The following is a 22,469-nucleotide window of genomic DNA, read 5'->3' as shown; positions in this document are numbered from 1 at the left end:
TCTACTTGCATTTATACTGCATAGCAAGCGCCCGCTGGTTCATGTAAAATCCATCTTTGGGAAATCCGGCGGCATCGTAGTTGAACTTGTAATCGAGCACCGAAACCTTCCCGCTCATGGAATTGGTCGTGGTGACTTTCGTCCTGTTATTGGTAGAAAGTAAATGTTCCTGATCGTCGAAAAACGCCGCCTGGATTTTGTATAGTCTGGCAAATGGGTTCGGATTATTGTCGTATTCGTAAGCGTTGGTCGAAATGAGCTCATTTTTAGTGGAGTATCTTTTCAGTGTCGCCAGATTTCCTTTTGCATCGATTTCCAGTTCAATGTAATCGTGCGCCTTTTCCACATAGCTCTTCGGGTCGTCGGCGGCGCCGGTCCGCTCGAAAAGGCTTCTTTTGACCCGGGCGATCTTGCCGCCGGACCATTCGAGATTTATTCTCTGGCGGGGAATCGTTTTCTTTTCGTACCAGGTTTTTTGAGATAACAGTCCTTCATTATTGTATTCAAATCGAGTGACATTTTCGTTCTCAGAATTGCTGATGGACGACGGCTTGTCCTCATTGTAATAATAGCTGATGGTGCTCTTTATCTTCGTCGTATCCCCAAAATAGCCGGTATAGGCGTATGTAGTTCCCGTTATGAGATTTTGTTTGTCATAATTGATCTCAAATTTTGCCCCGCTGCCGGTTGTATCTGTTACATAGCTCAGAAGCATGCAGGGTTCATTTTCTAAGGATGTTTTGTCAACTTCCTTGTCCTTGCAGGCAATGAATGTGAATGTAAGAATGATCAGGAAGAGCGTTTTCATTTGCGGCAAAGTTGAGCGGATGGAGTTAGCACACAATTAGTTAACAAAGACGTGAACCACATTGATATACCATTCCGCACTTCCGCATTTATGAGCAAGGCCGTTCAAATAGTATAATCCTGCGTTCAAAGCCTTAACACTATTGATAAAATGCATTCAGTAGAGAATCCCAAAGGCATGAAACCACAATTGGCGCAGGTAAGATGGTACCGGATCATTCCCGTTGTTTTCATTACATACAGTCTTGCTTACCTGGACAGGGCCAATTTCGGTTTTGCGGTTGCCGGCGGAATGGCCGACGACCTGAACATTACACCCAACACGTCAACATTACTGAGCTCGCTGTTTTTCCTGGGTTATTTCTTTTTCCAGATTCCCGGGGCTCAATACGCGGCGCATAAGGCGGCTAAGAAGCTGATTTTCTTTTCATTGATACTTTGGGGAGCATTAGCCGCAGCTACGGGGATCGTTAATGATACCACTACACTCATCGTGATCCGTTTTATGCTCGGCGTTGTGGAAAGCGCGGTTATGCCTGCTATGCTGATCCTGTTGAGCCAATGGTTTACCAAAGAAGAGCGCTCCCGCGCAAACACTTTTCTGATCCTCGGAAATCCCGTAACGGTGCTTTGGATGTCCGTACTTTCGGGTTACTTAATCGATTCAGTGGGCTGGCGATGGATGTTTATCATTCAGGGGGTGCCGGGAATTCTGTGGGCTTTTATTTGGTGGAAATTGATTGACGAACGTCCGATGGAAGCGAAGTGGCTTACGGACAGCGAGAAAACGGAACTGGAAAGACGATTGCAGGAAGAACAGGTGGGTATTAAGCCAGTCAAAAACTATGCAGAGGCGTTCCGTTCCAGGAAAGTCATTTTATTATCGCTGCAATATCTTTTGTGGAGCGTGGGCGTTTACGGATTTGTGATGTGGCTGCCCTCTATCATTAAGGCTGCGCCGGATATGAATATGGTTACCACGGGCTGGTTGTCGTCTGTTCCTTATTTGCTGGCGGTGATCGGGATGCTGAGTGCCTCTTATTTTTCTGATAAATCCGGCAACAGAAGTATTTTCATCTGGCCTTTTCTGCTGGTTGCAGCCATTTGTTTATTTGCGACCGTATGGCTCGGACCCGAGAAGTTCTGGCTGTCTTACGTATTGCTGGTGATTGCGGGCGGGGCGTTATACACACCTTACGGGCCTTTTTTCGCGGCTATTGCGGATGTTTTGCCCAAGAATGTAATCGGCGGGGCGATTGGGCTTATCAATAGTCTGGGTGCGCTGGGTTCGTTTGCCGGGTCCTATCTGGTTGGTTATCTGAATAGCGAAACGGGTAATTTCAATGCTTCCTATACATTAATGTCCGGGGCGCTGGTGCTTGCCACGATCATTACATTACTTGTGATTCCAAACCCTAAGAAACTAAGTGTTGCCCCGGCAAAGACTTTTTAAGTAGTTATTTAAATGGTCAATGACTGCGATATAGCATCTCCTTCCCGGACGATGCCGGTTTCCAGTCCTATGACATTTTGCCCGAAAAATATATCCTTTCCCTCTTTTCGGTAACCCATTAGTGCTTTCAGTGTCTCAGGGCTCTTGATCCCTGTGTTGGGATCAATGTTGACCATAACACATCGTTCACAGGGTTTTGCAACCTCAAAGCGTGTATTTCCGATCGTTATGTTTTTCCAAAGATCTTCCTCAAATGGTGCAGTGCCCGAAACAACGAAGTTGGGGCGGAAGCGCTTCATTTCTACGGATTGTGAAAGCCTGCCGTTCAGATCGTCCAGCGAAGCCTGGGATATGAGCAGAAACGGAAAGTCGTCTGCAAAGCTCACCGTACGGTCGGTTTCGGCATAAACCGAGCCCATTTTGCGATGTGTATCAGGCGTCATTTCCACGATCCTGACAGCCTTACCAAGCCTTTCGGATAACCATTCGTCGGCAAGTGTAGAAACTGTTCTTGCTGTAATAATGTCATCCCAGATCTTCACCTCCAAATCCTCGTCGTCTTCACGCAGAAATGGAATAAGCATTTGGTTAACAGGGTCATACCGGTGTGAAATGACCAGGCCTTCGTTTGTTATTGCCACGTCCAGCAGGGCCATTTGGGCGTTGGTGCGTTGGGTGAGAAAAGTGCCTTTTTCGTCGACGATCACCCATCGCCTGTCGTATTTCAATCCCCGTTCTTCAACAAGCGATTCTCTCAAACGGATCCCTCCCAGGGATTTAATGGGATATACCCATATTTCGGATAAATGCATTGACGAAGATCGGATGTATGAGCTGATATGTGATATAATTAAGTAATTCAGGTAAAAAACCATTCCCAGAATGTTACTGGTACAATTGTTTATTACATTGGAAAATAAGAGTCGGATTAATTACACCTAACGTTTTGTAAAGCATTGAAGACGCGTATCGCTATCCTCGGCGGAGGCCCAAGTGCATTGTTTGTTTTTAAAAGATTTGTAGAGGCAGGTCAGAAAGATCTTGAAATACACATTTTTGAAAGTAAAAAACTATTAGGCGCCGGGATGCCTTATAGTTACCAAGGCTCTAACCAAGAGCATGTTACCAATGTATCTGACAACGAAATTCCCGAAATTGTTACTTCCATCCAGGAATGGATCCAGACTGTCCCTGAGGACGAGCTCATCCGTTTTGGGGTTGACAGAGATCGATTTAATGAATATAAAGTGCTTCCCCGTCTGTTGTTCGGGCAATATTTATCAGCTCAATTTGATCTGCTCCTGAAAAAGGCTGAACGCATTGGATTACAGACACATGTCCATAAAGGTTGCCGCGTAATTGACATTATCGACGTACCCGGGGAGAAGAAAGTGGATGTCGATATCGAACGATCGGGCTTGTCACGTTTTAACCGTGTCATTATTTGCACCGGGCATAACTGGCCGGCTAAGCACGAAGGAACAACGCCCGGTTATTATGATTCCCCATATCCGCCTGCAAAGCTCAAACTGGTTCTAAATCATCCCATAGCGATCCGCGGATCATCTTTGACTGCTATTGATGCCATGCGCACATTGGCCCGGAATAATGGGTCATTTCATACGGATGAGGACGGAAAAGTTGTGTTCCAACCATCAGAAGAAAGTCCTGATTTCAGGCTGGTTATGCATTCCAGAAATGGACTTTTGCCTGCCATACGCTTCCATTTGGAAGATCCGCTGCTTTCTGAAGAAGCATTGCTGACCAAGGAAGAAATCGAGCAAAACCGGGAAGCAAACGATGGTTTTCTGGAACTGGACTATATTTTTGAAAAAGCCTTTAAAGACCTGTTCCGCGACAAGGATCCGAAGTTTTACGAGAGGATCCGGGAGATGAACATAGAGCAGTTTGTAGAGTCGATGATGGCTGTGCGGGAAAAAACGGAACCATTCAAGCTTTTCAGGAAAGAATATGCAGAGGCGGAAAAGTCCATCCGGAATGAGGAGTCGATACATTGGAAGGAAATTCTGGCGGTTTTGAGTTATGCAATGAATTATCCTGCCAAATATTTGTCAGCGGAGGACCGTATGCGGCTGCAAAAAGTTCTCATGCCGCTCATATCGATCGTTATCGCATTTGTCCCGCAAAGTTCCGCCAAGGAAATGCTGGCGCTGGACGACGCAGGTAAGCTCGAAATCGTGTCGGTAGGGGATGATAGCAAGGTTGTTCCGGAAAGTAAAGGCGGTATAACTTACCATTATAAGGACGAGTCGGGTGAAGAGAAGGCCATTTATTACAACACCTTTGTGGATTGTATCGGTCAGCCGCATTTGCCTTTTGAAAGTTTTCCGTTCAAAAGCCTCATCGCCGATGGAACGGTGATGCCTGCACATTTAAAATTCAGGTCTTCGACAGAAGGCGGTGCAGCCATTGCAGACGGCAACGAGAATGTGGAGCAAACGGCCAGAGAAGATTTTTACCTGAAAGTGCCGGGGATTGCCATTACAGATCATTTTCAGGTTTTGGAGCGTTCAGGTTCTACGAATCGCCGGATTTATGTGATGGCCGTCCCCTACATTGGAGGTTATAACCCGGATTACTCTGGCCTGGATTTCTGCGAGCAGGCATCTTTGACGATTGTGGAGAGCATTTTAAAAGAGTAGGGTGTTTTACAAAAGTTTCTATGCCAGATATTTTGTGAATAAATAAGTATTTTATCTGAGTGACGCGCTTGTTCTCTAACAATAATCTTAGATCTGAAATGTTCAAACCTACCTTATTTGCTTTGCTTTTGAGTATCGCCTATATAAGCGCGCATTCACAAGCTCTTAACACGCTGTCTGCCACAGAAAAAAAGGACGGCTGGAAACTGTTGTTTGATGGAAAAGACTTCAAAGGCTGGCATGCCTATGGCGGCAAGCAGGTGGGGACAGCCTGGATTATCGAACAAGGTGCGATTAAATTGAATGTGCCTGAACGAGCTGGAAATAAAGCAAAGAATGGCGGAGATATCGTTACGGATGAAGTTGTGAACGGTGATTTTGAATTTAAGGCAGAATGGAAAGTTAGCAAATATGCCAACAGCGGCATTTTCTTTTTTGTAACAGAAGCACCCAAATACCCGAATATGCATACGACCGGCCTGGAATTACAGGTGATCGATGATAAAATTTATGAAGGTGCCAAAGAAAATACACATCGCGCCAGCGACTTTTTCGGCATTGCCAATGCCCGTCTACGCGAAGGAAATCCGGAAGGTGAATGGAATAAAATCCACTTCATAGTGAAGAAAGGAAAGCTTACGGTGTACCAAAACGAATTCATGGTCCAGGAACACGACCTCAACAGCGCCGACTGGAAACAAAAAGTAGCAAACAGCGGACTCAAAGCGGCACCCATCTCCAAAGGATCCTATGACGGACGGATTGGGTTGCAGGACTGGGGAAGCACGGTTTGGTATCGCAACATTAAATTAAGAAAGCTCTGATCAGCAGCATTTAAGCAATGCTGCATTGATCAGAGCTTTATTCAGCAGCAGCAGGCAATGCTCACATTAATCCAAGGGTTTTGTTATAATATTGGACCGTCTGAATTACGGATTGCAGATTGCTCGGCTTTTCCTGGCGGTCGCGTTCGATAATGATGTGGCCGTTGAATCGTTGTCTTTCCAGCTCCTTGAACACCGCCGGAAAATCGATGACGCCGGTTCCTACGACTACATCCACAAGTTTTGGATCATTATAGGCGGCAATGTCTTTTAGGTGGATTGCAATGATATGCCCTTCCAGCTTTTTCAATGCTTCCACCGGTTTAATGCCACTTTTGGGCATGTGTCCAAGATCGGCACATACACCAAAATTCGGATGTCCTTTTAGCGCTGCCAACACAGAATCGGGATGCCAGTAAGCACTTGTTCCTTTCCAATGATTATGAATGGCCAGTTTTACGCCGTAAACGCCGGCAAGGCTGTCGATGCTATCCCACATTTTCACGGGCGGTTCGGCAGTCACATATTTCACATTAAACTGTTTCGCTATCTCAAATTCCTTTTTCCAATCATTTACCGTCGGGCCGCCTACGAGGTAAATGCTTTCCATTTTGAGGTCGGTTTTGCCAAGAATCGTTTTCAGTTTTGCTATGCCGGAAGGCGATAATTTCATCATGGCTGAATCCTTCAATTCCGGACCGGCTTTCGCGAATGTGAAACCTTCCACATATTTTAAGCCGGCACTATCCGCTTTTGCCAATTGGCCTTCAAAGGAATAGGGGTTAAATGTATAAAGTGCCACGCCTAATTTCCAATCCCGCGGAGCCAAACGACTCATAGCCAGAAAAGTGAAACAAGTAACAAGTAATAAGGAAGATTTTAGCAGAACAGATCGTGTCATAGGATTTGATTTTGAGAGAATAAGCACATTATTCGTTCTTTTTACTAGTCGGACTGTGTTTAAGTGAATAATGCCTGATCGAGCATAGGAGCTGTATTTTTGACAATTACATCCATTAATCAGGCATAAAATCAAAAAATGTTTTGCGGTTATAAAAGTTAAATGGTACTTTTGGGATCATAAAATTGTTATCAATAATAACAATTACTCAACTTCCATCATGAACCAGACGACGCCAAAAAGCGATCTTGCCAAGCGGCTGCAAGACGAGATCCTTTCTTTGCAGGGCTTTAAGACCGCATCGGAGGGGGCAAAAAGCTCGTTTGATTATGGGGCATTGGAAAAGGCATTCCCGAACCAGGTTTTCCCGACTGGTGCGGTTCATGAGTTTTTGAGTGGTGCCAGGGAAGACGCAGCGGCAACCACGGGTTTTATGATGGGGCTGCTGGGCAAATTGTTGCAAAAGGGCGGGGCTTGTTTATGGATCAGCATGAACCGCACCCTGTTTCCTCCGGCCATGAAGTTTTTCGGCATTGAGCCGGACAGGGTCATTTTTATAGATCTCCTGAAAGAACAGGACGTGTTATGGGCTGTGGAAGAATCGTTAAAATGTGAAGCGCTCACTGCCGTAGTAGGAGAGCTCAATGAAATCACATTAACCCAATCCCGCCGATTGCAACTTGCTGTGGAGCAAAGCCGTGTGACCGGTTTTTTGCATCGTTGCAATCCTCGGAGCCTGAATACATTAGCTTGCGTTTCGCGCTGGAAAGTGACACCTATTCCTAGTCAGCTGGAAGATGATATGCCTGGTGTAGGCTTTCCCAGCTGGCACGTACAGCTTCTGAAAGTGCGCAACGGGGAACCCGGTGAGTGGAAAATGGAATGGTCGGACGGGCGGTTTAATTATCTGGAACAAGAAGTAAAAATGGCAACTCCTTTCCGCAAATCTAATTCGCCATCTGCCGCTTAAAGAATGCCCAGGTTTCTTCGAAAATGTCGAAATCGGTCAGGAATTCGTGTTTGCCGTTGATGACTTTTAATAAGGTTACTTCGGGTTTTCCCTTCTTCTGGTAGGTGTATTTTTCGACCGTAACATCGTTGGTTTTGTCGCCATCCGGCATCATTGATTTGACAGGCTCACCGCTGTAACCATCCAGTTTTGCCCAATATTGAAATGACTGATCTGTCGCGCGTACAGTGCCTAGCGTTACACCCGCAGTCTTCACTTCACCGCCATTATACGGGTTGGTTTCATCGGCCGTTCCGTTGGTAATCATGACCGGCAGCGGTTTGTTCATAGCCGCACAATCCATATTCTCATCCGTCGGAAGGTTGGCGACAATCGCCGAAATGGCCCGGATCTTATCAGGCATGGTCAGCGCCAGTTTGTACGACATATGCCCGCCACCCGAAAAACCGGTTGCAAAAACGTTTGCTTTGTTAATCTTGTATTTATCGGAAAAGAAGTCGATCATTCCGGAGAAAAATGCTTCTTCATTCAAATTTTCCTTGTTGGCAATTGCTGTTGAGGCTTTTCTGCATTCATTCCAATATCGCTTATAACCAGCCGGATAAACCAGCACAAGATTTTCAGCCTCGGCCCTGGCTTGCAGCTTAGCAGCTCTCGGCGCAAATCCCATCGGTTCACCACCCGAGCCATGCATCAGAAAAACAAGGCTTGCACCCGGCTTGACCTTCACGGATTTATCATAAACAAAAACGCGGTGATGGCCTTCAATGAGCAGGGAATCAGAAACCAACTGCGCATTTGCAGCCATGGAAATTGAAAGCAGCGAAGGAAGAATGAACTTCAACATATTGGAAATAGGGGCTAAAATGTTATGGCGCAAGTTACCTTTTAGCCGATGTTTTCTCTACAAATCCTTGAAATAAACTCAGCAGCCCTGTCTTATGCATTTTCAAGCGCAGCGATATCGAATTTACTCATCTGCATAAAAGCCTCGATCACCCTAGGCGCCTTTTCAGGATCTGACATTAATTTGGACAAAACACTTGGCACAACTTGCCACGACATCCCGAATTTATCATCCAGCCACCCGCACTGATTATATGATCCGCCTTCACCTAATCTCTCCCAGTAATAATCTATTTCCTCCTGCGTATCGCATTCAACCACGAAAGAAGTTGCCGGAGAGAACTGGTAATGGGGACCGCCGTTCAGCCCCATAAATTTGAACCCGTTCAGCTCAAATGTCACCACCATCGGGTTCTCAGAAGTGATCTTGGAACTTTTAAAAATAGAACAATAGTAATCCGCAGCTTCCTTCGCATTTCCATTATACCAAAGGCAAGGATAAAGTGGCTTGATCATGTTGTTGGGTTTTAATTTCAAGTGGTCAGTTTTTACCTTATTAAGCTCAAAATTCCATTTGCTACTGATTTAATGATTATGGATGTGCTCGGAATCATTCGTGCAAGCTCTGTCGATGCTTAGGTGCTAATACTTTGAGGAATAAAGATTTTGAATATCTTTGAATTTTCAGAACACACTATAACTAAAATGAATATTGAAAGTTACACGACCGAGCTAGTCGGTGAAACGGAGTTTAAGTTTTTCAGTGAAGGCAAGAACGGTCGTTTTGAAATGAGAATCCGTTTTGAGCGGATTGGCTTTAATTTTTATAACCTCGCTTTTGGATTATGGAATGCTTCCTTGATGAACATTGAAGATAGCGTTCAACTGCTCAACGGAGATATGGATAAAATACTCGGCACAGTAGCTAATGTTGCAATGGCTTTTCTACAAAATAATCGGAACATTAGCATTGCAGCCAGCGGTATAACATTGCCTGGCGAGCAACCTCTAAGAACTCGAAAATACCAGATGGGGATCAGCAAATATTTGTTTGAACTAAATACAATTTGTAATGTATTTGGCTTTAAAGCCATCAGAAACGAAAACAAGGAAATATCAGGAACATGGCCATACGAATGGGAAGGAGAATGGGAGGAATTTCGAATTGGCTCTAACTATGATGCTTTTTTGATTAACTTAAAATAATGGCTAAATTTGATAAGCACGCAAACTATCTTGTTATGAAAGATTTAATGCTCGAAAAAGAAATTAAGGAAGGGACACAAAAGCCAGCGGATCGAGTGGAGACCAAGGATGATTCATGGGATCAAACCAGGCCACTAAGTAAAAAAGCTCAGGAAATGAAGATCTTCCTGGAGAGAAATCCTGTTCCCAAGGAGTTTTTGAAACAAAAATGACGGTCCGGAATGCGGATGGTCATTTTTGTTTTCAGCTTTGATCTCACCCTTGCACCTTAGCCAGATACGCATCCAACTGGTCGAATGTTCCGTTGAATCCTTGGTGCATGTTGTCCATGATTGAAAAATAGGTTTCTTCCTGGGCGGGTGTTGCGTTGATGGGGTGGCCCTGGATGGTTAAGGTTGTTATGCCGTCATTTTCTTCTAATATAATCTTGTTGAAAATTTCCAAAGGAAAATCCATAGGAAATGGCGAGGTGATAATGTTTCCTTCGGCATCGGCAAATGAGTTGATGAATTCCAGCAGATCGGCACGCTGAATGTTTTTATACTGAAATAATCCCCACATTACGTGGCCGTTTCCTTCCATTTTGTAATGCGTACTCCCGCCTGTCCGGAAGTCAAAACGTTCCACGAATAGATTGCTGCCGGCGGGGCCCCACCATTCGCTAAATGCTTCGGGCGATGCAAATGCGTCGAATACAAGCGTTTTAGGTGCTTTAAATTCCCTGACAATTTTTAATCCTTCTGTCTTTGCTGTTTGCTGGTTCATACTATTGATTGTTTGATTGATTCGTATTTGACTCTTTACCTGACTCGTCATTTGCTTGAATACGGCTTAAATAGCTTCCCAGAGAATCGAGTTTTTCATTCCAGAATTGTTTGTACTGATCTACCCAATCCGATACTTCACTTAGCGAATCGAGCTTTGCCTCGCAAAATCGCTCACGCCCTTCCTGCCTGACAACCACCATTCCGCACTCCGTCAGAATCTTAATGTGCTGGGATACAGCTGGTCTGCTGATCTCAAAATTTTCCGCAATGGCATTAAGATTCATGGATTTATGTGCGATCAGGCTGATAATCTGCCGCCGCGTCGGATCTGCTATGGCTTGAAAAACGTCACGTCTTGCTTCAATGGACATATATGTAAGTGTTTGCTTACACAATATTAAATGTAAGTATTCGCTTACGCAAATTTTTGCAAAAAAATCTGCATAAGATTTTACAGAAAGGATTATTTCAGTTTAATAAGCGGATGGTTAAGCCCGTTAATCTCGTTATTAACGATCTTGTATTTGGGCAGACTTTTTAGCAGTTGCGTTAAAGTCTTGAACCCATAAGTGCGGGAATCGAAGCTTGGGTCAATTTTTCGAAGGGATGATCCTAATTTGGAAATAAGCGCTTCCTCTTCCTCGTTGGTGGATATTTCAAATGCCTTATCAATGACCGTCATATCAATTTTCGGATACTTTATCTTAATTTCCGGTTTTTTAGGATCCTTTTTGATTTTCTCTTGTGGTGTGACGTCGATCTTTTTAATCTCCGCTTCTTCTGATGTCGCATCCAGTTCCGCAATCAGGTTTTCGCTGAAAGTAAAGATCTCGCAGGAATTGACGAATGCAAGCGGGGTGGTTTTTCTGCCAATCCCCATAACGAAAAGCCCTTCCTCTCTGATCCTTTTGGCTAGCCCGGTGTAGTCGCTATCGCTTGAAACGATGCAAAATCCGTCCACACTTTTGCTGTGCAAAATATCCATTGCGTCGATTATGAGCGAGCTGTCAGTGGAATTTTTGCCTGTCGTATAGGAAAATTTTTGAATCGGACTGATTGAATGATTGTTGACAGTTTCTTTCCAGCTATTCATGTGAGAACTCGTCCAGTCGCCATAAATTCTCCTAACCGTAGCTTTCCCATATTTGGAAACCTCTTCCAGCATTTCCTTCATAAACTTTGCCTGTGCATTATCGCCATCGATTAATACCGCAATGTTGAATTTTGTTTCGCTCATTAATTTCGACGGTTTTATGAAATTTGCTGGTCCTGGTATAATGGTTTGTTTGGCCTACAAGTTAAGTTTTTGTAAGTAAATAAATATTGCTGCATAACCATTAAAAATTCTTTCCTGAAAATTTGCGCAACTATAAAGTTGCATATATATTTGCAATCATAACGTTGCATAATTATAAAAAGCGTATGGCAAAAGAGTTTAGAAGAGATGTGTTTCAGGCCATTGCGGACCCAACGCGCCGGGCCATACTGAGCATGGTTGCCGTGCAAGCAATGACGCCTAATGCTATGGCTGAACATTTCAATACCAGCAGACAGGCAGTTTCAAAACATATAAAAATTTTGACCGAATGCCAGCTGATAAGCCAAGAATCATCTGGCAGGGAAATTTATTACCACTTCAATGCAAAGCAGATGAAGGATGTGGATCAGTGGCTGGAACAGTTTAAGAAGCTTTGGGAAGATCGATTTAACCAACTAGATGAAGTATTAAATAACTTAAAACCAAATAATTATGAAAACTGATCTTTTTTTGAACTTCACAGTGGACAAGGAAAATAAAAAAATAAACGTTGAACGGGAATTTGCTGCTCCGGTAGCGAAAGTTTGGGCAGCCTGGACCCAAAAAGAACTTCTGGAACAATGGTGGGCGCCAAAACCCTGGAAGGCAAGGACCAAAGAAATGGATTTCCGTGAGGGCGGGCACTGGTTATATGCCATGGTCGGGCCGGAAGGAGAGGAGCATTGGGCGCGCATGGAATACAAATCGATCACGACACAACAATCCTATTCAGCTTTGGATCATTTCTGTGACGAAAGTGGAAAGCCAAGCAACTTTCTTCCAGGCTCTCAATGGCTTATATCCTTCAATGAAAACAATAGCAATACGATCGTGGATGTTTTAATAACATTCAACGAACTTTCCGATCTGGAAAAACACCTTGAAATGGGTTTCAAAGAAGGCTTCCTGATGGCATTCGAAAACCTCGACGACATGTTGGAACCGCAGCAGTAATTTATTCTATATATCTTTTAAAAGCTCCTCAATCTCCGGCCTGGTTGAGGGGCTTTTTTGTTGGTGTATGTTAAAACAAAGTAAAGAAAATTCTTGCGACTAAACAAGAGATTTGATATCATTGTGACCAAGTTATAGATATCAAAAATATCATTTATATATCAATTAATTAATAATCAAGTGTTTATGTGAAATAGTTATTATTATGCAACAGCGCTTTGCCAACATATGGTTTCGACATTTAATCACAGACTGGGTTGTGACTGAACGTCCTGAGCTTACTAACGAGCAGTTTGTTTTGGCAGCTCCCGAGCGTGGAAGAATGGTCGTAAAAGCGGCCAGTCCGAAAGCGATTGAAAGCGGGATCATGGTAGGAATGGTGGCTGCTGATGCCCGGGCCCTTTTTCCGGCTTTAGAGGTGATAGATGACGACCCCGACAAGGCAGCCGGGTTGCTGAACGAGCTGGCCGAATGGTGCCTACGCTATACGCCCATTGTTGCAGTAGACTTGCCCGACTGTCTGATGCTTGACATCACAGGATGTGCACACCTGTGGGGAGGTGAGCGGGCTTACTTGAAAGACATCGTCATCAAACTCAGGCACAAGGGTTATGAGGTAAGCGTCGCCATAGCGGATACAGTGGGCAGTGCTTGGGCAGTTGCGCATTATGGCCAGGATAAGCGCATTATTCCGCCAAATGGCCTTTCCGGGGCATTGTTGCCTTTGCCACCGGCGGCCTTAAGGCTGGAAGCAACAGTTCTGGAACGCATGCAGAAGCTGGGGTTATATCAGATCCGGGATTTTAGCGATATGCCGCGTTCGGTGCTTCGCAGGCGCTTCGGGCAGCCGCTTTTAGATCGGATTGACCAGGCTTTCGGACATGCCATAGAAATTATTCAATCGGTTAAACCGGCGGTGCCTTACCAGGAAAGGTTACCGTGCATGGAGCCGATTGTGACGGCCGTTGGCATTCAGATCGCTTTAAAACGGCTTTTGGAAATTATCTGCCGTCGCTTGGTGAAGGAAGGGAAAGGGTTGCGGTCGGCCGTTTTCACAGGTTATCGCGTGGATGGAAAAGTGGTGCAGATCGACATTGTAACCAACCGGGGATCATTTCATGTAATGCACCTTTTCAAGCTTTTTGAACTGAAAATATCCACCCTCAGGCCAGGAATGGGTATTGAGCTATTTGTGCTGGAAGCCCCTGTTACAGAAGATGTTACTGAGGTCCAGAAAAAGCTTTGGAATACGCAGGCGGACTCGGGAAATGTAAATCTGATCGAGCTGCTGGACAGGCTTGCTGGCAGGGCAGGCATGGAGACGATCCACCGGTATCTTCCGGATGAACATTATTGGCCGGAAAGGTCTGTGAAAATCGCTGATTCCCTGGTAGAAACGCCTCAAACGGCCTGGCGAATCGACAGGCCCAGGCCGATTATTTTATTGGCAAACCCGCAACTGATCGATGTGGCTGTGCCTGTGCCGGATTATCCGCCGGTGCTGTTCCGTTTTAAAGGAACGGTCCATTATATGAAACGCGCCGACGGCCCGGAGCGAATTGAAAGGGAATGGTGGCTGGAACAAGGCATGCATCGGGATTACTATTGTGTTGAAGATCAGGATGGTGCGCGGTTCTGGATTTTCCGTCTCGGACATTATGATCATAATGATTCCAAATGGTTTATCCACGGTTTTTTTGCTTAAATGAATATGTGCTACACGGAATTACAGGTGACGACTAATTTCAGCTTCCTTCGTGGTGGATCGCACCCGGAGGAATTGGTGCAGCAGGCATTGCTATTTAAATACAAAAAAATCGCAATTACGGACCGGAATAGTCTGGCCGGAATTGTCCGGGCCCATGCGGCTGCAAAAGGAAAGGACATTCGTATCATTCCGGCTTGCCGCCTGGACTTGCTGGATGGGCCCAGTTTGCTGGCTTATCCCACTACGCAACAAGGTTATGCCCAGCTTTCTTCTCTGTTAACCGAAGGCAACCTGAGGACGGAAAAAGGTCAGTGTCATTTATACAAAGCAGATGTTTTTCGCCATGCGGGTGAAATCAAGTTCATAGTGGTTCCTCCTGCTGCTTTGAACAGTCATTTTGATTTTGAACCTGATTTCAAAAAAACATTAAAAGAATATAAGAGGGCTTTTGGCAAGGACATTTACATGGCTGCGGCCCGTTCGTACCAGGGCGATGATACGAAGAAGCTGCACCGGATTTCGCAGCTGGGCCATCAGCTGGACATTCCTATGGTGGCCACTAATGATGTGTATTATCATAATCCGGTGCGAAGGGAATTGCAGGATATTCTTACCTGTATCCGTGAAAAATGCACGATTCACAACGCAGGATTTAAGCTTTATCAGAATGGGGAAAGGTTCCTGAAGCCGATTGATGAAATGCAGCGGCTGTTCAGGCAATATCCGGATGCGATCCAGCGCACGCAGGAGATCGCGGACGCCTGCCAGTTTTCGCTGAATGAACTCAAATATGTTTATCCTGAGGAAATTACGAGCTCCGGAAATTCGGTAATGATAGAGCTGGAAACGCTAACCTGGAAAGGGGCCAGGGAGCGTTTTGGCGATTGCATTCCTCAAAAAGTTGAAGATGCGATTGCATATGAAATGAAATTCGTGGAGGAAATGGATTATGCGCCCTGTTTCCTTACCGTTTATGACATTGTCCGGTTTGCGCGTGAACAAAAGATACTTTGTCAGGGCAGGGGATCAGCGGCTAATTCCACGATCTGCTATTGTCTTGGCATTACGTCGGTGGATCCTTTGGAAATCGATCTGCTTTTCGAGCGGTTTATATCTTCCGCACGCAATGAGCCACCCGACATTGATGTGGATTTTGAGCATGAGCGCAGGGAAGAAGTGATCCAGTATATCTATAAAAAGTACGGTCGTGACAGGGCCGGCATTGTGGCTACGGTAACACAAATGCATCAGCGCGGGGCCATCCGTGATGTTGCTAAGGCAATGGGCATGTCGCTGGACGCTATTAATCGCCTGGCCAATTCAATCTGGGAGTTTACAGATGAGTGGTTTGAAGGCAAACGTGTTGCTGAACAGGGATTTAACCCTAATGATCCGCATTTGCTCAAAATCCTGGACTTGACCAGGCAGTACGTTGGATTTCCCCGTCAGCTAGGGCAGCATACCGGCGGTTTCGTGATTACGCAAGGCAAACTTTCCGACCTGTGCCCGATCATGAATGCGCGTATGGTGGACAGAACCTGCATTGAATGGAATAAGGATGACATTGATACCCTGGGTTTTCTCAAAATCGACGTGCTTGCTTTGGGAATGCTCACCTGCATCCGGAAAGCTTTTGATCTGGCCAAAAAACATTACGACAAAGACTATACGCTGGCCAACATTCCCCAGAATGACGAAGGTGTTTATGATATGATCTGCAAGGCGGATACGATCGGTGTGTTTCAGATCGAAAGTCGTGCACAGCAGTCCATGTTGCCCCGATTGAAACCAAGATGTTTTTATGACCTTGTTATTGAAGTTGCTATTGTACGTCCTGGCCCTATTCAAGGGGATATGGTGCATCCTTATTTACGCCGTAGAAATAAGGAAGAGGAAGTAATTTATCCTTCCAAAGAACTGGAAGACATTCTGGGCAAGACACTCGGCGTGCCGTTATTCCAGGAACAGGCTATGAAAATCGCGATTGTGGCAGCCGGTTTCACACCTTCGGAAGCGGACGAATTGCGGCGGAGCATGGCTACTTTCAAAGTGAAAGGAATGGTCACCCGGTTCGAGAAAAAGCTTGTGGCCGGTATGACGGCACGTGGTTACACCGAAGAATTTGCATTGCGTGTTTTCAGGCAGTTGGAGGGATTCGGGAGCTATGGTTTTCCCGAAAGCCATGCTGCAAGTTTTGCTTTGCTGGTGTATGTTTCCTGTTATCTGAAATGTTATTATCCCGATGTGTTCGCCGCTGCATTATTAAACAGTATGCCGATGGGTTTTTATCAGCCGGCGCAGATTATCATTGATGCCAGAAAGCATGATGTGGAAGTAAGGCCTGTGGATATCAATTCCTCCGATTGGGACAATTTACTGGAAGAGAAAACCGGGACATACTGCCCGATCAGGCTGGGTTTCAGGCAGATTAAGGGAATGCGGGAGGAAGATATTGCGGCGCTGCTAACGGCAAGGCAACGGCCATTTACAAACATTCATGCCCTGCGTGATGCTGGTGTTTCGCAAGCTTCCCTGGAAAAACTGGCCGATGCCGATGCATTCCGGTCCATAGGGCTGGACCGGCGGCAGGCGCTCTGGGAAGTGTCCGCAATGAACGACAGGCCTATCGGATTGTTTGAAGGCCAGCCATCGGAAAGCGCGTCGGAAGCAGCCGTGAATTTGCCTCTCATGAGCGCTTCGGAGCATGTGGTTCAGGATTATGCTTCAACTTCTTTGTCCTTAAAAGCGCACCCGGTCAGTTTTGTGCGGGAAAAATTGGAAATGCTTAATGTTTTTTCAACCAGAAAACTGGATCAGATCGGAAATGCAATGAAGGTAAAAGCCGCAGGACTGGTGCTGGTAAGGCAGCGGCCCGGAACTGCCGGCGGGGTTTGTTTTATTACCATTGAAGACGAAACAGGCTTTGCAAATCTGGTCGTATTTCAAAGTCTTTTTGAAAAATACCGAAAGGAAATCTTGTATGCCAGACTGTTAATGGTTGAAGGGAAATTGCAGCGTGAAGGAGATGTGACGCATGTAATTGTATCAAAATGCTACGACCTTTCTGTTTTACTCAAAAAACTGACAGCCGTTGAGGATGAAAAACCAAACATTCTGACCCTTTCGCGGGCGGATGAAAAGGATGAGTATGCCACAATGGCCGTGAACAAAAGGACACAGGTCCGCAAGGATGTGCAAACAGAGATTTTTCCCAATGGTCGAAATTTTAGATAGCGCTTTTACAACACATTACCGGCCGAACCTCAGACCTGCTAAAACACCCACCCGGTAAGGCTGGTAATAAAACGGGTCGCCTGATCCGGTGAATTTCACCGGACTGAATTCTGCATAGGGGCCAATGTGCAGGGAAGTTTTTCTGTTAATCGGGAATTGCTTGCCGATGCCCGCATTCACCCAGCCAATGCTTTGCTTCCTGATCATTCCATACGAATATTCCAGTCCTGCGGACGCATAATATTTGCCCACCGAAGCATTTCCCCATTGCACCTGCTTGTTGACGCCAATCCCTAAGAGACTAAATTGATTCTCCTGACTAACCCGCGTTCCCTGGCGTATCACGACAAATTTACCCTGATCAACCGTGTGTACAACGTAGTCATTACCAGCTATTTCGTACGAATAGGACTGCTGAAAACGGCTATAATGCAGCATAAACTGAAAACCTTTTTTCTCTGCACCCACACTGACTTTATATCCAAGTGAACGAAGAGAAAATGTAGAAGGGAATTCAAAATTCTGGAAACTCTGGCCACCAGCCGGCACTGTTAGGATCTGGTAAGATTGCAGCACAGCCGCATTCACAAGCCAGTTAAAATGGCCTCTTTGATAACGAACAACGGGTTTAACATCAGCCTTTGGAATATCAATATGCGGTAAGCTGGAATGATCAGCTGAAAATTTATATGGTTGATTATCAAGTATATCAGCGGTAATGTCAATGGCTTCACCAGCAGCCGGTTCCGCACCAGGCTGTGCTTTTTCAGAGTTGACAATAATGTCTGATTCAGCATCATTACTATCGCTTCCATAGAAGCTTGGCATTTCGTGTAGCTGGGATTTTAAAGACTCATTCTTCAACTCACCTCTCGAACCAGCCAAACTGTTTTGATCAACATGATCTGAATTCTTAAACGTTGCCTTTGATAAATGAATAACCTGACTTGCCACAACCGACTTTTTGGAAATTCCCCGTTCCAAGAAAGCGGACTCCTTAACCGATGATTCTGCGGCAGACGCTTCTGCGGCGGGCGATCCCGCGGCGGGCGATTCTGCGGCAGACGATTCTGCGGCAGACGATTCTGCGGCGGGCGATCCCGGACTGGAATTTTTTAGGTTAGCTGCATGCACGGAGGTTAGTTTCTCAGCTCTGTTCTTTAAGAAATGTTGGTCTGTAATGATGCCAGTAACGGCTATGCCTACGAACAACAGGCTGAAAAACAAATATTTCCACTGCGGAATAGGTTTGATATTGGCGCGAATTTTCTCAAATGCAGACGGGTCAGGTGCCTTTTCAAAATTGTCGAATTTGCGTTTAAGGGCTGACCGCAGTGCCTCATTGAGTTTGTTCTCAGAAGTTTTCATGATGCACGATCCCTTTAAGTTCTAATTTTTTTAACAGCAAATTACGCCCCCTCATAAACTGTGACCGCGAAGTCGCGTCGGGAATGGAGAGTAATTCGCCAATTTCAGCATGTGTATAGCCGTCGATCAGGTGCAGGTTTATAATGGTCCTGTATTTGTCGGGCAGCTCGTTGATGATGGCCAGCAAATCTTCCACATTCAACTGGTCGACAATTTTTTCATAATCATCGGATTCCAGCTGAATATCCATATTGTGAATTGAACCATTGAGGTCCTGTTGCTTCGTGGTGCGATGATAATAGTTAATCGCCGTCCTGACGACCGTTACTTTAACCCAGCTGTCCACCGATTCCGGGTCCTTTAATTCCTGAATGTTATTGAAAATCTTAATAAATGCTTCCTGAAAGATATCCTCTGCTTCCATTTTTGTCCTCGCATAACGCTGGCAAACACCCGTCAACCGGCCTTTGTATCGCTCATAGAATGCAGTCTGCGCACCTGGATCCTGCTTTTGACAAGCTTTCACCAAGGAGGTCAGGTTACTGAATTTCTTTGAGAGAAAAAACTTCATAAAGTACGGACCGTGAGCACGTTGTGAGTAAATTTATTACGATATAATCAATTTTATTGATAATAAATAGAGTACATTTTGTTAACCAGTTTCCCATCTTTGCTAAACTGCAAATCACACGAATCGAAAGTGGTGTTATTAAGATATCGGATCCAGTAGCATTTCTCTCCCCGATACTCCGCCATCCACTGCATGCCGGCGATCGGCTGGCTGGAAAATCCAGCTAGTTCTTTCGAAGAGTCCAGATATTGCTGCATTGCCTCAGGCAGTTTATCATAATTGGGCGGCCCATTAAGGTCTTCCGGCTCATTGAATGCCCTGCTAAACCATTGTAAATCACCTGCTTCGTCAAATATAAAAGTTGCATACGTTTTCACCCCCGCCTTATCAAAACTGACCTGCACCTCGTAAGACTTTTTATAGCTCATATCAACTTGCAGTTCCAAACCTTCGAATTTGATCTGTGGATCAGCATTAATGAAGTCTTGTGCTTTTTTGGGCACCGTGCTCATGTCATGATATGAAATCCAGTAGAGCTTTTCCCCAAAAGCCGCACCCGCAACCCTATTATCAACATAGACCCAGTTAAAACTATAGTCACTCCCATGCAGTTTATATATCAGCCTGTTATATTCATTCGGAGGAACTGGTCCGATCATGTCCCTGTTCGCACTAAACGTTCCTCCCCGGAAGGCACTTTTCTCCAACAGCGCCAGCATTTTTGGAGGTGCATTTTCTGCACTAAAACGATACGTCTCCCAAATTTTCGTGCTGTCTGCAAGCGATATATACTTATCTGCGCCTTCATCAAATTTCACCTCCCAAACCAGCTTTTCAACCAACGGTTTAAACACCAGGTTTTCTGCCTTCGGATACCACTGTTTTACTTGTGCAATCACTTTCGAAGGCACCGGCTCCGGTTCAAGTGGCTCCAACTGATTCACTTGGTTACAGGAAACAACGGAAAGCAAACAAATGACGCACATTAAAAAAACTCTCATACCAACTAAAATCTTATGTCTTCAAACCCATAGACACCATATCAAAATCAAAGCGTTGCGTTAAATTGAAATATATTTTTTTAAATAAAATCTCAATAAAAATGCAACGCATTAAAAGATGATTCGTGTCGTTAGAGTGAGCAATAATATTAGTTTTCTTTTCATCTTTATTACTACGTATATATTCATAGGTTAAGCTAAAATAAAGCTTTAACCAATTCCTTTTTTTGTTGCCATTGTGATATGCACGGATGGTAACCATGAAATCTATTGGCCATATATTAATTCCCTTTCGTTATGATCAATTATATCACATCAAAACCAAAAGTTATTTCATTTGTTTCGGGCTATAATTTTATTCTAAAACGGAAGAGAGTTTATAAGCCATCTAATAATGTAGCATCTTCTCATAATTTTAAAATAGTCGACAGGGCTAATTTTATCAATGTTTTGATCGGTCTGTCATTTATTTACCTGACATTACCAGTCATTATTTTTATAAATGGCTATTTAAAATTGGAGCTCGCTATCCCTTTGGATGCACTCATTTGTTTTTCTCTTTATAGATCTTTTTCGACAACAGTTCAATTCAATCAAGTGTTGAAATCTGTCCGTCACGCTTATTACTATGCATTGAATCATCGCATTGCCTTGATTTTCCTGGCAACATTAACTTTTGTATGGCTCCTGTTTTCAAGCATTGGCGGCATCGGTTACCGGAATTTCGACTCAGGAATCAGGAGTTCGTTGCTGTGGCATTTGACTGTGGATCCATGGCCGGTTTGGTTTTCGCCTGCATACATGGGGGAGCGGTTCGGGTATGCTACGGACAAGCCGTACGTTTATTATTTTGCTTATTATATGCCTGCTGCACTTGTAGGGAAGGTTTTTGGATGGAAGGCCGCAAATCTTGCTTTGTTTGCCTTCTCCTATTCCGGCACATTGCTTTCTCTGTTACTCGTCGCATTTTCACAAGTGCAGAAAAGCCTGCTCGGCATGTTTTGCATCTTTATCAGCATTTGTTTCTTCGGTGGCTTCGACTATGTTGTAAACCTGCTTTTTCATGTGACCGAAGACCGGGCTGAGACTTGGCTGACACCATTCTTTTATTTTTCAAATATGTGCAATTTATATTGGTCCCCGCAACATTGTATTCCTGCGTGGATTATAATTGGCATTTTATTAAATCGAAGATACATTAATCCCACTCTCAACAAGATTATGACCATTGCTGTGGTCTCGCTCATTCTTTGGTCGCCATTGTGTCTGCTGGGATTAATGCCTTTTTTTATTCCTCATTTTATCAATCATTGGAAGCAGTATTTTTCTTTTTCGTTGATTAACCTTTCTGCATTTATTTTTTTCTGTGTGCTGATCTTGTTTATATTATCTAATGACTTTTCATTTCCAATTCACTTCTCTATTCTGATTTTTAATGATTTTTGGAAAAGATATCTGCTATTTATTTTGGTAGAGTTTATTTTTATTTTGCCTATCATAATTTACAGAATCAGTCATTTTAGCACTGACGAAACGCAATTTATTTTCACAGCTATATTTTCTTTAATTCTTATTCCGTTTATTATTCTTGGCACCTGGAATGATTGGGCTATTAAAGTTTGCATGCCTTCCATATTTATCCTCAGTATTTTTGTAGGCAAGCAATTTATTTTATTGATAAAATCTAAAAGCAGATTGCTTTACTACGCTGGCTTCTTGTTTTTCCTCGCTTCTTTAACCGCAGCCGAAGAGCTTATTTTCAGTGCGACGCACTACGAGATTAGTTTCAGGTTCCCGCCGGAACTTCGTGATTTCGGGCCCGGATACATTGTGAGTCAGCAGCTGGGGAAGGGGGATAGTTACTTCTTTAAGTATCTTGCAAAAGCCCAGTAAGTCAGC

General features: G+C 44.4%; 22 protein-coding genes. 11 read left to right on the top strand and 11 right to left on the bottom strand.

The features are described from left to right. Position 1: 1 nt before the first annotated feature. Positions 2–808, bottom strand: a complete 807-nt coding sequence (locus tag LZG74_RS21475; RefSeq protein WP_233798544.1) for a hypothetical protein — start codon at positions 806–808, stop codon at positions 2–4. A gap of 150 nt (positions 809–958) precedes the next feature. On the opposite strand from LZG74_RS21475, the gene LZG74_RS21470 reads away from it, so the two are divergent. Further along, the gene (locus LZG74_RS21470; RefSeq protein WP_233798543.1) at positions 959–2,260 is read left to right on the top strand and encodes an MFS transporter; all 1,302 of its coding nucleotides are present in this window, start codon (positions 959–961) and stop codon (positions 2,258–2,260) included. 8 nt (positions 2,261–2,268) lie between these two features. Here LZG74_RS21470 and LZG74_RS21465 read toward each other — a convergent pair whose 3' ends face one another. Continuing rightward, entirely contained in the window at positions 2,269–3,072 is an 804-nt protein-coding gene (locus tag LZG74_RS21465) for an MOSC domain-containing protein (RefSeq protein ID WP_233798542.1), read from the bottom strand. A 144-nt stretch (positions 3,073–3,216) separates the two neighbouring features. Here LZG74_RS21465 and LZG74_RS21460 point away from each other — a divergent pair, with 144 nt between their 5' ends. Continuing rightward, entirely contained in the window at positions 3,217–4,923 is a 1,707-nt protein-coding gene (locus tag LZG74_RS21460; RefSeq protein ID WP_233798541.1) for an FAD/NAD(P)-binding protein, read from the top strand. Between the two features lie 98 nt (positions 4,924–5,021). Then, positions 5,022–5,747: a DUF1080 domain-containing protein gene (locus LZG74_RS21455; protein WP_233798540.1), complete on the top strand. Its 726-nt coding sequence runs from the start codon at positions 5,022–5,024 to the stop codon at positions 5,745–5,747. 61 nt (positions 5,748–5,808) lie between these two features. Here the strand turns inward: LZG74_RS21455 and LZG74_RS21450 are convergent, their stop codons facing one another. Beyond that, positions 5,809–6,648, bottom strand: a complete 840-nt coding sequence (locus LZG74_RS21450) for a sugar phosphate isomerase/epimerase (RefSeq protein WP_233798539.1) — start codon at positions 6,646–6,648, stop codon at positions 5,809–5,811. 220 nt (positions 6,649–6,868) lie between these two features. On the opposite strand from LZG74_RS21450, the gene LZG74_RS21445 reads away from it, so the two are divergent. After that, on the top strand, positions 6,869–7,618 hold the full coding sequence (locus LZG74_RS21445) for an ImuA family protein (protein WP_233798538.1): 750 nt from the start codon (positions 6,869–6,871) through the stop codon (positions 7,616–7,618). On the opposite strand, the gene LZG74_RS21440 is transcribed toward LZG74_RS21445, so the two are convergent. Both LZG74_RS21440 and LZG74_RS21435 read right to left on the bottom strand, forming a co-directional pair. After that, positions 7,596–8,465: a PHB depolymerase family esterase gene (locus tag LZG74_RS21440; RefSeq protein WP_233798537.1), complete on the bottom strand. Its 870-nt coding sequence runs from the start codon at positions 8,463–8,465 to the stop codon at positions 7,596–7,598. The two genes, LZG74_RS21445 and LZG74_RS21440, sit on opposite strands and share 23 nt — an antisense overlap. Positions 8,466–8,557: 92 nt before the next feature. Further along, entirely contained in the window at positions 8,558–8,980 is a 423-nt protein-coding gene (locus tag LZG74_RS21435; RefSeq protein ID WP_233798536.1) for a VOC family protein, read from the bottom strand. 189 nt (positions 8,981–9,169) lie between these two features. On the opposite strand from LZG74_RS21435, the gene LZG74_RS21430 reads away from it, so the two are divergent. After that, positions 9,170–9,670, top strand: a complete 501-nt coding sequence (locus LZG74_RS21430) for a DUF6934 family protein (RefSeq protein ID WP_233798535.1) — start codon at positions 9,170–9,172, stop codon at positions 9,668–9,670. Further along, complete coding sequence (locus LZG74_RS21425; RefSeq protein ID WP_233798534.1) at positions 9,670–9,882, top strand: hypothetical protein; 213 nt, start codon at positions 9,670–9,672, stop codon at positions 9,880–9,882. The genes LZG74_RS21430 and LZG74_RS21425 overlap by 1 nt, the downstream gene beginning before the upstream one ends. Before the next feature lie 43 nt (positions 9,883–9,925). On the opposite strand, the gene LZG74_RS21420 is transcribed toward LZG74_RS21425, so the two are convergent. From LZG74_RS21420 to LZG74_RS21410, 3 genes are all read right to left on the bottom strand, one after another. Then, on the bottom strand, positions 9,926–10,435 hold the full coding sequence (locus tag LZG74_RS21420) for an SRPBCC domain-containing protein (RefSeq protein WP_233798533.1): 510 nt from the start codon (positions 10,433–10,435) through the stop codon (positions 9,926–9,928). A 1-nt stretch (position 10,436) separates the two neighbouring features. After that, the gene (locus tag LZG74_RS21415; protein WP_233798532.1) at positions 10,437–10,808 is read right to left on the bottom strand and encodes a helix-turn-helix transcriptional regulator; all 372 of its coding nucleotides are present in this window, start codon (positions 10,806–10,808) and stop codon (positions 10,437–10,439) included. 92 nt (positions 10,809–10,900) lie between these two features. Further along, on the bottom strand, positions 10,901–11,674 hold the full coding sequence (locus LZG74_RS21410) for an NYN domain-containing protein (protein ID WP_026628914.1): 774 nt from the start codon (positions 11,672–11,674) through the stop codon (positions 10,901–10,903). A 185-nt stretch (positions 11,675–11,859) separates the two neighbouring features. Between LZG74_RS21410 and LZG74_RS21405 the strand changes: the two genes are divergently transcribed. From LZG74_RS21405 to LZG74_RS21390, 4 genes are all read left to right on the top strand, one after another. Further along, complete coding sequence (locus LZG74_RS21405; RefSeq protein WP_233798531.1) at positions 11,860–12,198, top strand: helix-turn-helix transcriptional regulator; 339 nt, start codon at positions 11,860–11,862, stop codon at positions 12,196–12,198. Beyond that, a complete protein-coding gene (locus LZG74_RS21400) occupies positions 12,188–12,688 on the top strand; it encodes an SRPBCC domain-containing protein (protein ID WP_233798530.1) in 501 nt (166 codons plus the stop codon). The genes LZG74_RS21405 and LZG74_RS21400 overlap by 11 nt, the downstream gene beginning before the upstream one ends. Positions 12,689–12,893: 205 nt before the next feature. Then, the gene (locus LZG74_RS21395; RefSeq protein WP_233798529.1) at positions 12,894–14,393 is read left to right on the top strand and encodes a DNA polymerase Y family protein; all 1,500 of its coding nucleotides are present in this window, start codon (positions 12,894–12,896) and stop codon (positions 14,391–14,393) included. Positions 14,394–14,399: 6 nt separating this feature from the next. Beyond that, the gene (locus tag LZG74_RS21390) at positions 14,400–17,630 is read left to right on the top strand and encodes an error-prone DNA polymerase (protein ID WP_233798528.1); all 3,231 of its coding nucleotides are present in this window, start codon (positions 14,400–14,402) and stop codon (positions 17,628–17,630) included. Between the two features lie 15 nt (positions 17,631–17,645). Here LZG74_RS21390 and LZG74_RS21385 read toward each other — a convergent pair whose 3' ends face one another. Genes LZG74_RS21385 through LZG74_RS21375 form a run of 3 tightly spaced genes read right to left on the bottom strand, consistent with a single transcriptional unit; the run spans position 17,646 to position 20,570 of the window. After that, entirely contained in the window at positions 17,646–18,998 is a 1,353-nt protein-coding gene (locus LZG74_RS21385; RefSeq protein ID WP_233798527.1) for a hypothetical protein, read from the bottom strand. After that, the gene (locus LZG74_RS21380; protein WP_233798526.1) at positions 18,985–19,569 is read right to left on the bottom strand and encodes an RNA polymerase sigma factor; all 585 of its coding nucleotides are present in this window, start codon (positions 19,567–19,569) and stop codon (positions 18,985–18,987) included. Before LZG74_RS21380 ends, LZG74_RS21385 begins: the two co-directional genes overlap by 14 nt. Before the next feature lie 53 nt (positions 19,570–19,622). Then, positions 19,623–20,570, bottom strand: a complete 948-nt coding sequence (locus LZG74_RS21375) for a hypothetical protein (protein ID WP_233798525.1) — start codon at positions 20,568–20,570, stop codon at positions 19,623–19,625. A 597-nt stretch (positions 20,571–21,167) separates the two neighbouring features. On the opposite strand from LZG74_RS21375, the gene LZG74_RS21370 reads away from it, so the two are divergent. Beyond that, complete coding sequence (locus LZG74_RS21370) at positions 21,168–22,463, top strand: hypothetical protein (protein ID WP_233798524.1); 1,296 nt, start codon at positions 21,168–21,170, stop codon at positions 22,461–22,463. The last annotated feature ends 6 nt before the right edge of the window (positions 22,464–22,469 follow it).

The organism is Dyadobacter sp. CY327, assembly GCF_021390415.1.
Taxonomy (GTDB): Bacteria; Bacteroidota; Bacteroidia; order Cytophagales; family Spirosomataceae; genus Dyadobacter; species Dyadobacter chenhuakuii.
Note: the sequence above shows the minus strand (reverse complement) of the source record. Positions and strands in the feature narration are given on the sequence as shown.

Excerpts from the sequence above, each read along its gene's own strand:
- LZG74_RS21435 (WP_233798536.1), bottom strand. The coding sequence starts at position 8,980 with ATGATCAAGCCACTTTATCCTTGCCTTTGGTATAATGGAAATGCGAAG.
- LZG74_RS21420 (WP_233798533.1), bottom strand. The coding sequence starts at position 10,435 with ATGAACCAGCAAACAGCAAAGACAGAAGGATTAAAAATTGTCAGGGAA.
- LZG74_RS21395 (WP_233798529.1), top strand. The coding sequence starts at position 12,894 with ATGCAACAGCGCTTTGCCAACATATGGTTTCGACATTTAATCACAGAC.
- LZG74_RS21380 (WP_233798526.1), bottom strand. The coding sequence starts at position 19,569 with ATGAAGTTTTTTCTCTCAAAGAAATTCAGTAACCTGACCTCCTTGGTG.
- LZG74_RS21475 (WP_233798544.1), bottom strand. The coding sequence starts at position 808 with ATGAAAACGCTCTTCCTGATCATTCTTACATTCACATTCATTGCCTGC.
- LZG74_RS21470 (WP_233798543.1), top strand. The coding sequence starts at position 959 with ATGCATTCAGTAGAGAATCCCAAAGGCATGAAACCACAATTGGCGCAG.
- LZG74_RS21415 (WP_233798532.1), bottom strand. The coding sequence starts at position 10,808 with ATGTCCATTGAAGCAAGACGTGACGTTTTTCAAGCCATAGCAGATCCG.
- LZG74_RS21440 (WP_233798537.1), bottom strand. The coding sequence starts at position 8,465 with ATGTTGAAGTTCATTCTTCCTTCGCTGCTTTCAATTTCCATGGCTGCA.
- LZG74_RS21455 (WP_233798540.1), top strand. The coding sequence starts at position 5,022 with ATGTTCAAACCTACCTTATTTGCTTTGCTTTTGAGTATCGCCTATATA.
- LZG74_RS21450 (WP_233798539.1), bottom strand. The coding sequence starts at position 6,648 with ATGACACGATCTGTTCTGCTAAAATCTTCCTTATTACTTGTTACTTGT.
- LZG74_RS21430 (WP_233798535.1), top strand. The coding sequence starts at position 9,170 with ATGAATATTGAAAGTTACACGACCGAGCTAGTCGGTGAAACGGAGTTT.
- LZG74_RS21465 (WP_233798542.1), bottom strand. The coding sequence starts at position 3,072 with ATGCATTTATCCGAAATATGGGTATATCCCATTAAATCCCTGGGAGGG.
- LZG74_RS21385 (WP_233798527.1), bottom strand. The coding sequence starts at position 18,998 with ATGAAAACTTCTGAGAACAAACTCAATGAGGCACTGCGGTCAGCCCTT.
- LZG74_RS21425 (WP_233798534.1), top strand. The coding sequence starts at position 9,670 with ATGGCTAAATTTGATAAGCACGCAAACTATCTTGTTATGAAAGATTTA.
- LZG74_RS21410 (WP_026628914.1), bottom strand. The coding sequence starts at position 11,674 with ATGAGCGAAACAAAATTCAACATTGCGGTATTAATCGATGGCGATAAT.
- LZG74_RS21375 (WP_233798525.1), bottom strand. The coding sequence starts at position 20,570 with ATGAGAGTTTTTTTAATGTGCGTCATTTGTTTGCTTTCCGTTGTTTCC.
- LZG74_RS21405 (WP_233798531.1), top strand. The coding sequence starts at position 11,860 with ATGGCAAAAGAGTTTAGAAGAGATGTGTTTCAGGCCATTGCGGACCCA.
- LZG74_RS21390 (WP_233798528.1), top strand. The coding sequence starts at position 14,400 with ATGTGCTACACGGAATTACAGGTGACGACTAATTTCAGCTTCCTTCGT.
- LZG74_RS21400 (WP_233798530.1), top strand. The coding sequence starts at position 12,188 with ATGAAAACTGATCTTTTTTTGAACTTCACAGTGGACAAGGAAAATAAA.
- LZG74_RS21445 (WP_233798538.1), top strand. The coding sequence starts at position 6,869 with ATGAACCAGACGACGCCAAAAAGCGATCTTGCCAAGCGGCTGCAAGAC.